11 protein-coding genes are annotated in these 10,276 nt (G+C 35.9%); 6 read left to right on the top strand and 5 right to left on the bottom strand.

What is annotated here, in order from left to right:
- Positions 1 to 211 precede the first annotated feature (211 nt).
- The 3 genes from ltrA to VFM92_RS09035 all read right to left on the bottom strand — a co-directional run bounded on the left by ltrA (position 212) and on the right by VFM92_RS09035 (position 3,130).
- Positions 212 to 1,489 (bottom strand): group II intron reverse transcriptase/maturase, encoded by a 1,278-nt coding sequence (ltrA, locus tag VFM92_RS09025; RefSeq protein WP_325121885.1) that lies wholly within the window; start codon positions 1,487 to 1,489, stop codon positions 212 to 214.
- Positions 1,490 to 2,142: 653 nt separating this feature from the next.
- Positions 2,143 to 2,349, bottom strand: coding sequence for a hypothetical protein (locus VFM92_RS09030; protein WP_325121886.1), 207 nt, complete (start codon positions 2,347 to 2,349; stop codon positions 2,143 to 2,145).
- Between the two features lie 331 nt (positions 2,350 to 2,680).
- A complete protein-coding gene (locus tag VFM92_RS09035; RefSeq protein ID WP_325121887.1) occupies positions 2,681 to 3,130 on the bottom strand; it encodes a hypothetical protein in 450 nt (149 codons plus the stop codon).
- 334 nt (positions 3,131 to 3,464) lie between these two features.
- On the opposite strand from VFM92_RS09035, the gene VFM92_RS09040 reads away from it, so the two are divergent.
- Genes VFM92_RS09040 through VFM92_RS09050 form a run of 3 tightly spaced genes read left to right on the top strand, consistent with a single transcriptional unit; the run spans position 3,465 to position 4,712 of the window.
- Positions 3,465 to 3,620: a YqaE/Pmp3 family membrane protein gene (locus VFM92_RS09040; protein ID WP_325121888.1), complete on the top strand. Its 156-nt coding sequence runs from the start codon at positions 3,465 to 3,467 to the stop codon at positions 3,618 to 3,620.
- Positions 3,621 to 3,624: 4 nt separating this feature from the next.
- Positions 3,625 to 4,407 carry a DUF1206 domain-containing protein gene (locus tag VFM92_RS09045; RefSeq protein WP_325121889.1) on the top strand — a complete coding sequence of 261 codons (783 nt, stop codon included), beginning with the start codon at positions 3,625 to 3,627 and terminating at the stop codon, positions 4,405 to 4,407.
- 11 nt (positions 4,408 to 4,418) lie between these two features.
- Complete coding sequence (locus tag VFM92_RS09050; RefSeq protein ID WP_325121890.1) at positions 4,419 to 4,712, top strand: DUF4235 domain-containing protein; 294 nt, start codon at positions 4,419 to 4,421, stop codon at positions 4,710 to 4,712.
- Between the two features lie 219 nt (positions 4,713 to 4,931).
- Here the strand turns inward: VFM92_RS09050 and VFM92_RS09055 are convergent, their stop codons facing one another.
- Positions 4,932 to 5,411, bottom strand: a complete 480-nt coding sequence (locus VFM92_RS09055) for a DUF4112 domain-containing protein (protein WP_325121891.1) — start codon at positions 5,409 to 5,411, stop codon at positions 4,932 to 4,934.
- Positions 5,412 to 5,694: 283 nt separating this feature from the next.
- On the opposite strand from VFM92_RS09055, the gene gdhA reads away from it, so the two are divergent.
- Genes gdhA through VFM92_RS09070 form a run of 3 tightly spaced genes read left to right on the top strand, consistent with a single transcriptional unit; the run spans position 5,695 to position 9,291 of the window.
- Positions 5,695 to 7,053 carry an NADP-specific glutamate dehydrogenase gene (gene gdhA / locus VFM92_RS09060; protein WP_325121892.1) on the top strand — a complete coding sequence of 453 codons (1,359 nt, stop codon included), beginning with the start codon at positions 5,695 to 5,697 and terminating at the stop codon, positions 7,051 to 7,053.
- 41 nt (positions 7,054 to 7,094) lie between these two features.
- The gene (locus tag VFM92_RS09065) at positions 7,095 to 8,573 is read left to right on the top strand and encodes a DUF5687 family protein (RefSeq protein WP_325121893.1); all 1,479 of its coding nucleotides are present in this window, start codon (positions 7,095 to 7,097) and stop codon (positions 8,571 to 8,573) included.
- A gap of 4 nt (positions 8,574 to 8,577) precedes the next feature.
- Positions 8,578 to 9,291, top strand: a complete 714-nt coding sequence (locus tag VFM92_RS09070) for an ABC transporter ATP-binding protein (RefSeq protein WP_325121894.1) — start codon at positions 8,578 to 8,580, stop codon at positions 9,289 to 9,291.
- A gap of 7 nt (positions 9,292 to 9,298) precedes the next feature.
- Here the strand turns inward: VFM92_RS09070 and VFM92_RS09075 are convergent, their stop codons facing one another.
- A complete protein-coding gene (locus VFM92_RS09075) occupies positions 9,299 to 10,276 on the bottom strand; it encodes a type IX secretion system membrane protein PorP/SprF (RefSeq protein WP_325121895.1) in 978 nt (325 codons plus the stop codon).

The following is a 10,276-nucleotide window of genomic DNA, read 5'->3' on the forward strand; positions in this document are numbered from 1 at the left end:
ATAGAAAGGAAAGGGATTTCTCGATTGCAACATCAAAGTGTTTAGTAGACAGATTTAATCCTTTCCTTTCGTTTTTAATTTTAGCTAATTTACAGAAATCTAAAATTGTACTTTAGCTTGATGGTGTAAATATATGAGTAGGAAGATAGGGATTATTTCCCTATCCGTCCTCTCACACCACCCTGCGTACCGTTCGGTACAGGGCGGTTTGTTAAAATAATGATGGCTGTGTTGCATTAGTCAGCCGTAAGTAAGTTTCGTAAAACCCAATATACCCTTGTTTGGTAAAATATGCATTATTGAGTGTGGTACAGAGTATCGGACTTCTTGCCACTCGGCAATAGCCCCTGCTACTGTTTCCCCATTCATATGACTTTTGCTTGCTCGCTTTTAATTTCAACAAATTGGCAACTCTTGTCTTACACCACTTCCATTCCTTCCATAAGCCCATACGTAGCCTTGATCTTACTAGAGCATCGAGGTTTTGCATCACTGACTTAGCTTTTGCTATCGAAAAGTAGTTCACCCATCCTTGAACGAGTGCTTGTATTTTCAATACTTTCTGCCTTGTATTACTTCCGTTATTGCGTTTAGTAATTGTTTTGCTTTTCTCCCTGATACGCTCAATAGTTTTCTTGGCTATTCGTATTTCCCATTCTCCTTTACTTTTGTAAAAGGAAAAACCTAATAAGGTACTTTCGGTTGGACGGCTTACCTTGCTCTTCGCTTTGTTTACTTTTAATTTCAAGTCTTTTTCTATGTAGTGGGTGATACTCGCCAACACTCGTTGTGCCGACTTTTCACTCCTTACATAAATACTGCAGTCATCTGCATACCTTACAAAACTCAACCCTCTTTTACTTAATTCCTTGTCGAGTTCATCCAAGATGATATTCGATAATAGAGGACTCAATGGACTACCTTGGGGTGTGCCTTCTATTCGTTGGCTTACTACTCCGTCTTCCATTATGCCACTGCGTAAATATTGTCGAATAAGCTGTAATGTGGCTTTATCCGTTATTTTACGCATCAAAAGCCCCATCAACTTATCATGGTTTACCTTATCGAAGAACTTTTCCAGATCAAGTTCTATTACATAACTTTTACCTTCGTTTAAAAAGGTTTGTGCCTGCAATACCGCCTGATGGGCATTCTTGTTGGGGCGAAAACCATAGCTGAACGCTGAAAAATAGGGTTCGTAGAATTGGTTCATCCATCGACTGATGGATTGTTGGAGCAACCGGTCTATTACCGTAGGTATTCCTAACATTCTTACCCCTCCTTGTGGCTTGGGTATCTCTACCTTTTTCACTGGGCTTGACTTGTAAATGCCTGCCATTACTTCCCTGCGCAATTGTTGGTAGTGGGTGTTTAGGTAGTCACGAAGTTCATCGGTCTGCATACCGTCCACGCCTCCTACTCCCTTGTTGCGTTCTACCTGCAAAAGGGCTTTTTCAACATTACGCCTGTCCATAATTGCTTCCAGCATAGTACTTGACTTTTGGTTCACAGGGTCACTTCCATACTATCTCAGGGATGAACTAAGCTCCTTTTGCATTTTACTTTCGGGTTCTGCCCTATCCTCTTGCAAACAGTTCTCTTACGTGGTTCTGCTTTACGTTTTCTCCTTGAAAAATTGTACTTCGTTCCCTTACTTTAACATTCAGCCCTTCGGTTCTTCTGTGAGTCTTCCTTGCATTTATTTGTTTAGCAAGGCTCGTTTCATTCCTACTATGGCTTCTGCTGACTTCTGACATTACCGAATTACATCGCTGTAAACGTTCACCGCTCAGGCATTCGCGCATGCCCTCGCCAATATAAGGTCAGATCTCTCAGGGTAAGGTCATATACTTTCTATTCATGTAGCCTCTTCATTTACGTTTATATGTTCCGTACAGTATTGGGCTTCTGTTTCTTTTGCAACATCACCCACACATACCCGCCTTATATGAAGTTTCTGTTCGTAGGCTCGAATATTTGCCGCCAGCTTCTTTCAGATTCGCAGTCGCCCACGACACCCTTGCTATTGGCTAACGATAAGTACTGTAACTCTCGTTCGGGACTTGCACCCTATAGCATGATGACCATGCCTGACACACAAAATGAGACTGCCCTTTAGGAACAGTCTCTTTGGAGAACAAATTACTGAGCAAATATTCTACATCGGTAACATTCATTACTTTCTCCATAACATACCCCAAGGTTCTTTATACCAAATGTTCCACCATTTTTGCAAGGATATGAAGGTTTTAATTCCTCTTGTGCTCTAACCTCTGAATTATTGAATCCAAAAGTTAATCCACCCAATAACAAGGATGCGGACATTACATAAATTAATTTCTTTTTCATTTTTAATGGTTTTAAGTTTAAAATATATTAATCGGTACAAGTATATATATACATATATTAAATACCAACTAAATCATAAATAAATTGAAAAAAAAAATAAATATTACATAGCTAAATATTAATCTGAAAAGAAAATTTATCGGCTTGGAAACCTGATAGCATTCAAAGCATTTATAAAAGTCAGCAAAACGACCGATTGGCTGATTGATTTAGGTCCAGAGGGAGGTCAAAAAGGTGGAAAATTAGTTTTTGAAGGTCTCCCAGAGGACATGATAAAAGTGAAGAATAATTATACTGCTGAGTTTTTGAAAGAGAAATTAAAGTAATTTAATCAATCTATCTTATTCAACTTAAAAGTATAATAGCCATAGTCGTCATAAACTTCTATGGTCATATTCCTTAAACCTATTCTGGTGGCTGTGCTATAGAAAGAAAACCTTTCACGGTTTACGGTATCAACAAATTCCATATCAAGATTGTAAATTCGCTCAGTACCATCTTGAAATCGAGTAGAATGCAATGTCAAAAACCAATCTCCACTAAAGAATGCATCTAGCGAGGCATCGTAATATTCTGCGAAACCATCTTCGTAAAAAATGATTTCATCTCCAGCAAAATCACTCGAAATATTATTTCTCAATAAGGCAAAATCTTCTTTATAAAAGGCTTTATCGAAATACCATCTCCCTTCAATTCGGTCCTCTCTTCTTTCCAATCTGCCTCTATCTGTGCAAGAAGAAATCAAAATAATAGTCAGTAAAAAGAATAGTAACTTTTTCATAGGTCTGATTTTTGATTTAGTTGATTAAACCAAAAATCAGACCAATTTACTTTTGCAACGCTTAAACTCCTATTCATAAAACAACCAACTGAAACTTCTTAAACATCTATTTTCTCTATTTTTATTGAATAAATTAATTAAGAGGGAAACTTTAGACAACTGCGTCTACTCATATACAAGTGCTTTACTCTACCAAAAATCCTTTACCCTTCAAAAGTTGAGTTAGATCCTAAATATTATTTATATGGTTATTTCCGTAATAAATGTAATTGTAACTAATCTTGATAAGTAACGTGAATTGTAAGACCAACTTTTTAAACTAAACCTTTTAATAATGAGCTTCTTACAAATTTTTTTGGCTATTTTTTTGCCACCTCTGGCGGTGGCTATGGAAAAAGGACTTACTAGTGCCTTTTGGATCAATCTAATCCTGACCTGCCTATTTTTTATTCCAGGAGTTATTCATGCATTTTACGTGCTAACTAAGTAATAGCGTGGATCGAAAGAAAGAGAAAATCGCTCGGTTCGGTATTTTCACCAAAGGATTTGTCTATTGCTTAATAGGAATACTGACGTTAACAGCTGCCGTTAGCAAGAGTGGTGAAAAAACTGGATCTGATGGTGTGTTAATTATTATAACTGGACAATCCTTTGGTAAGTTATTACTGGGGGTGACCGCTTTGGGTCTCCTAGGTTATATTTTTTGGAGATTTTTCCAGGCTTTTGCAGATCCTGAAAATAAGGGAAATGACTTAAATGGCTTATTTACGAGAGCTGGCTATGCATCTTCAGGTATATTTTATGGATTTTTAGCATTTACAGCACTAAAAATACTTTTTAACGCTGGAGGCGGATCTGGCGGGAGTAACGAATCTACCGTTGCTAAATTACTTACTAAACCGTATGGACAGATCTTAGTAGGAGTTTTTGCTGCTGCATTTTTGGGTAAGGCAGGATATCAACTATATATAGCTTATTCTGGAAAATTTAAAAAGAAGGTGCAAGCAGCTGAACTTGATAATAGAATTGAGAAAATCATATTAAACTCTGGGTATGTAGGATACACCGCGCGAGGTATAGTAGTAGGCATCATTTCCTATCTCATATTTCATGCAGCTTTTATAGCCAACTCTAAATCGGCTGGTGGCACTAAAGATGCTTTTAATTTTATTCAAAACGAATTTGGAATAATCTTTCTAGCAATACTTGCAGTAGGATTATTCGCTTACGGGTTTTTTATGCTAGTAAAAGCAAGATACAGAACTATTAACATTTAAATATAATAATTATGGAATTACAGAAGAAGAAATACTTGACGGAAGGCAATTACGAAATTATTGAAACATTTGCTGCTTTTGGAATTAGTTACCTAGCTAAAGAGCTGGTGAAAAAAGGTTGGGAAAAAGTTACAAAAACGCCACCACCCGACAATCTTTACTCCTCAAAGATGATTGCGAAAGAAGTACTATTATTTTCGTTGAGTCTTGCGGTTGTAAGCACGAGTATCAAATTATTGACTCGTGGAGTGCTTGCCACACAATGGGACAAATTCGATAGCGAACTTCCTGAACGTTTAGAGTAGTGCATTGAATTCTCTGAAAAAGTATAGTAATTTCGCTTTTTACTAACTACTATTAAATGACATAACTACCATATTATAATGGTCGATGTGCGATCGACCATTATAATAATTCATTATGTTTTAATTTATATTTACTCACTACGGCTGCGCCAGCATACGATGGCTATTAAGCCATCAATCAGATTAAACTCCCATAGAAAACCTTCTCAAAATTAATTATTAGCCAGATTGATAGGTTGAAAATAATTCTCCAAGCTCCATTACCGCCCACCAGGCAATGTATATCAGTGCAGCTATTATAATGATAACCAACAGAATGATTAAAAATAGCAGTCCTTTGCCCGAACCTTGATGTTTTCCCTCTTCATAATATTCCTGAACCAGCCGAAGGTTTTTATCATTCGCTTTAAACCAAATATCAAAAATCGCCCCCAGTACGGGGATAGCCCCGATTATTGCATCGATGGAAACATTTAAGAGCATTTTTGTTATCAATTTTCCGCTGGCACCATTTTTACGAATAGTATAAATTAGCATTAAAGAAACTACGTATGAACTTAAATCTCCAAGACCGGGAATCAACCCAACCAATGGATCTATTCCGAACTTTATAGAGGTGGATGGAATGGTAAATTTTGAATCCATTAATTGTGAAATCCTTCGGATCCACTTGAGGTTTGGCTTGGTGGTTGGTTTCATAAATGTTAATTATGAATGGATTATATAAAACATTAAAAAGTTATTCTAGTACAAGATGTTGACATCTATTTATAATTAAATCCAGACAGGCTTAATTAATAATAACATCAAAAAAAAATTTACATATCTATTCTCTTAAACAGAATTTCTGTAAATAGAGTTACTTATTAAATAGAGCCTAGTAGGAAAATACACGGAAACCTGTTTCAACTACCTGATTTACAGGATACAAAAACAATATTTCGTGTAATTTAATTTGAGAATTATAAAAAGTAAAATCAATATGTCTGAAAACGAATTATTGGAGCAAATCAAAAAAAGAAATCCGAACGAGCCTGAATTCATTCAGGCGGTGGACGAAGTAATTTCTTCAATCGGAATCGTTTTTAAAAAGCATCCAGAATATCATAAACTAAAACTTTTGGAAAGAATGGCTGAGCCAGAGCGTTTGATTTCCTTTCGAGTAAATTGGCTAAATGATGAAGGAGAGGTTCAGGTTAATAGAGGTTTTAGAATTCAAATGAACAGTGCTTTAGGTCCCTACAAAGGTGGATTACGATTTCACCCTTCCGTAAATCAAAGTATTTTAAAATTTTTGGCTTTTGAACAAATTTTCAAGAATGCCCTTACTGGATTGCCGTTGGGAGGCGGAAAAGGGGGAGCTGATTTCGATCCAAAAGGCAAATCTGATACAGAAATCATGAGGTTTTGCCAGGCATTTATGGGTGAATTATACCGACATATAGGTCATTTCACTGATGTTCCAGCAGGTGATATTGGCGTGGGTGGAAGAGAAATTGGTTACCTGTTTGGGGCTTATAAAAAAATGCAAAATGAATTTACCGGAGTACTTACCGGAAAAGGAGAAGAATGGGGAGGTAGTTTAATCCGACCTGAAGCCACAGGTTATGGTTTGGTTTATTTTGCTCAATACATGTTAGAGAAGAATGATAACAGCTTGAAAGACAAAAAGTGTTTAGTTTCAGGTTCAGGAAATGTAGCACAATTCACACTGGAAAAATTAATAGAATTAGGAACAAAACCCATTACTGCTTCTGACTCTTCCGGTTATATCATAGATGAAGAAGGAATTGATACACAAAAACTGGAGCACATTAAAGAAATAAAAAACGTCAACAGAGGCAGAATTTCAGAGTACTTAGAAAAATATCCTAATGCTAAGTATGAAGATGTAGATTCAAAGCAGGATTTCAATCCACTTTGGAAAACCAAAGCAGATTGTGCTTTTCCTTGCGCTACCCAAAATGAAATCAATAAACAGGATGCAAAAAGCCTAAAAAAAGCAGGTATTAAATTATTAGCAGAAGGAGCCAACATGCCTTTAACAGCTGAAGCAATTGATATTATTTGTGAATCAGATATATTATATGCTCCTGGAAAAGCTAGCAATGCAGGTGGTGTAGCGGTTTCAGGCTTGGAAATGAGCCAAAATAGAATTGGTGTTTATTGGTCAAGAGAAGAAGTGGACGATAAATTAAAAACCATCATGAAGGACATTCATGATAATTGTGTGAAAATTGCAGATGAATATAACCTTAACCAGCATGATTATTTAGCCGCTGCTAATATTTTGGGATTTTTAAAAGTAGCGAATGCTATGAAAGCGCAAGGAGTTTTTTAACTTTAACCCAATTTTGAAATAAACTATCAACCAATAGTTATATGAAATCAATTTTACAGCATCAATGGATTAGTTTTAGAAGATCTCCTTCTTTTGAAAAAGACATTGGAATTAAGATCTTCCTTACGCTAGTTGGGTTTCTTATATTGATGAATCTAATTTTTGTTAGTTCATCTTTGGATGAAATATTGGATGGTTTAGGAATAAATACTGAACCTACTCAGTTGGTTAATCAATTCCTGCTGTACTATTTTGTGACGGAACTAGCGATCCGATATATTATGCAAACCGTACCCGTTCTCGATATTGAACCCTATTTACATTTACCAATCCGTAAAAAGAATATCGCACGCTTTTTAGTGTTTAAATCGATATTAAGTCCTTATAATTTGATTGCGCCTGCTATATTCATTCCATTAGCCATCAGCACATTTCTTCCGGTTATTGGGCTTGAAGAAACACTGATTTGGTTAGCTTTCACACTAGTAATTTCACTTTCTCTTCACTTTTTTAATATCCTTTTAAAGAAGAAATTAGAAAGCAAAACTATCGTTTGGGTGATTTTCGCTGGTTTAGTTATCGCTCATTATGTAGGTACTAATTATTTCAATTTCGAATTGATTCCATTAGGAAGTTGGGCAGTTACGACCTATGCTACTCCTTTGCTCATAATGATACCAATAGTCATTTTAAGTTTTTTAATTTTCACGAGTTACCAGTTTTTTTATAAAAACCTTTATGTAGAAGATTTATTTGATGCCAAAATGATGTCAGATGAGAAAATCACGGGAAAACTTAGCACTTGGGAAAACAAAGGCTTGCTAAATACCCTCATTGTACAAGAATTGAAATTAATTCTTAGGCATAAAAGAAGCAGGTCCAGTATTCTAGTTGCTGGCTTATTTTTATTTTACCCTCTGATCTTCATGCAACAAGCAACGGGAGATGAGGGTCCTTCTGAAGTGATTAAGATTTTTGTAGGCACTTTCTTTACAGGAATTTTCATCATGCAATACGGTCAGTTTTTGTGGAGCTGGAATACCAACCAAATGGATTTCTTTCTGACTAAGATTAACCCTTATACACATTGGGTAGAAAGTCGCTATCGATTATTACTTTATTCTGTATTGATTACATCGATTCTATCTATCCCCTATTTCTACTTTGGATATGAATTGATGATAGTCATGGGTGCCACTGCCATCTACAACATTGGAATCAATAGCATGCTGATTATGCGCATGAGCTTATGGGGGCCGAAACCAATTGAATTAGATAAAAGCTCCATGATGAATTATCAAGGAGTTGGTGCTGCTCAATTTGTGGTAGGTCTGCCTATCCTTTTAGGCCCAATGGCTGTCTATGCTCCATTTGCAATTTTCTGGAATTCTCAAATGGGCATTTTAGCAATAGCAGTAGCAGGACTAATTGGTATTATTTTCAGAAAAACGTTTTTCAAGGCTGTATCTAAAAAACTCAAAAAAGATAAATACAAACTCATTCACGACTTAACCATTTAATAAAGTGATTAAAATAAACAACCTTCAAAAAAGCTATAAGAAATTAACGGTACTTAATATTGCTGAGCTTGAAATCCCAGAAAAGCAATCATTTGGCCTGGTAGGGAACAACGGAGCAGGAAAAACTACTCTTTTACGGCTAATGCTAGACCTCATTAGGTCTAGTGAGGGTGAGGTTTTAATAGATGGAGAAGCTGTAAATCAAAGTGAAGATTGGAAAAATTTCACCGGCTCTTTTATAGACGAAAAATTCTTAATTAGCTATCTTACTCCAGAAGAGTATTTTTCATTTATTGCAAAAATAAGAGGGGTTAGTAAGGGAGATGTTGACAAACATTTGAAATTATTTGAGCCACTTTTCAATGATGAGATATTTGGTAAGAAAAAATACATCAGAGACTTATCGAAAGGAAATAAGAAAAAAGTAGGTGTTGCTGCTGCATTATTGGGTGACCCAAAACTTGTTTTATTAGATGAACCTTTTGAAAATCTAGATCCTACAAGCCAGATCAGATTGAAAAAAATAATCCAGCAATTTCAAGCTGAAAAATCGGTTACTTTTGTGATATCTAGCCATGACCTTAACCATGTTACTGAAATTTGCGAACGCATCGTCATTCTAGATAAAGGTGAAATCGTAAAAGATATTAAGGTTACAGACCGAACTTTACAGGAACTAACAGAATATTTTGGCCAGAATGCTGAAATCGAAAATTGAGTTCTACTTACAACCAAAAAGAATCAGGGCAAATAACTTTTCTCTGTTTCTTTTTGAATTTAAAAGTCATAGTGAGTTCATGACTACCTCCACTGTAGGGACCAATATCTGAAATGATGAAATCATATGAATAGGTAAAAGCGAAATCCTGCATTGCAGAAAAACCGACTAATCCGCTAAAGCTATCATCTTGCCTAAAGGAGCCACCAAACCAAAAATTATCTGCTTTTTGAGCTCTAATATTAAAATCAACATGACCAGATGAAGGGCGAACTGATTTAAACAAAACAGAAGGCACTAGAAACCAATCTGAATTCTCTTGACCTATATCGAATTTATAACCGATGTTAGCAAAATAATGTGCCTCCAAATCAAATACTTCCACTTCCCTTTCTCCAGTTGGCAAAAACATAGTGGTATTGCTAATCATCTGTGTTATGGAAGCTCCAAAATAAAATTTATCGCTGTAAACCCATATGCCAATTGAACCATCGGGAATAAATCGATTGGGCAAAATTCTATCAATTATTACATCATTAGAATTTTGAAAGCTTAATTGATCCATATCGATAGTATGCTGTAAAATCCCTAATGAAGCGCCAACGGAGGCACTTAAGTTGCTCGTAAATGGATGGTGATAGGCATAATTAAGATGTGCAGATGTTTGACTAATAGGTCCAGTAATGTCTTTAATCAGAATAGCTCCAAATCCATGATGTCCTCTTTGATTCATAGTGTTTTGAAACGGCATTTTTTTGAAAGGTGCATGATAAGTTGCAAATACTGTTTGCGGTGCATCTTCAAAGCCAATCCACTGTACACGACCTCCGATTTTAATCTCATCCATATTCTGAGAACCAGCAATCGCTGGATTCAGCAAAAATTGATTCGTTGCATATTGGGTATATTGCGGCCTTTGCTGTGCGGACAATTCCAAAGGAAGCAATCCCAAAATTAAGATCGATATGGTTAATAGTTTATTCAA

It is taken from the genome of Marivirga sp. (assembly GCF_035704835.1).
GTDB lineage: Bacteria > Bacteroidota > Bacteroidia > Cytophagales > Cyclobacteriaceae > Marivirga.

Excerpts from the sequence above, each read along its gene's own strand:
- ltrA (WP_325121885.1), bottom strand. The coding sequence starts at position 1,489 with ATGCTGGAAGCAATTATGGACAGGCGTAATGTTGAAAAAGCCCTTTTG.
- VFM92_RS09040 (WP_325121888.1), top strand. The coding sequence starts at position 3,465 with ATGAGCTTCTTACAAATTTTTTTGGCTATTTTTTTGCCACCTCTGGCG.
- VFM92_RS09030 (WP_325121886.1), bottom strand. The coding sequence starts at position 2,349 with ATGAAAAAGAAATTAATTTATGTAATGTCCGCATCCTTGTTATTGGGT.
- VFM92_RS09035 (WP_325121887.1), bottom strand. The coding sequence starts at position 3,130 with ATGAAAAAGTTACTATTCTTTTTACTGACTATTATTTTGATTTCTTCT.
- VFM92_RS09055 (WP_325121891.1), bottom strand. The coding sequence starts at position 5,411 with ATGAAACCAACCACCAAGCCAAACCTCAAGTGGATCCGAAGGATTTCA.
- VFM92_RS09050 (WP_325121890.1), top strand. The coding sequence starts at position 4,419 with ATGGAATTACAGAAGAAGAAATACTTGACGGAAGGCAATTACGAAATT.
- gdhA (WP_325121892.1), top strand. The coding sequence starts at position 5,695 with ATGTCTGAAAACGAATTATTGGAGCAAATCAAAAAAAGAAATCCGAAC.
- VFM92_RS09065 (WP_325121893.1), top strand. The coding sequence starts at position 7,095 with ATGAAATCAATTTTACAGCATCAATGGATTAGTTTTAGAAGATCTCCT.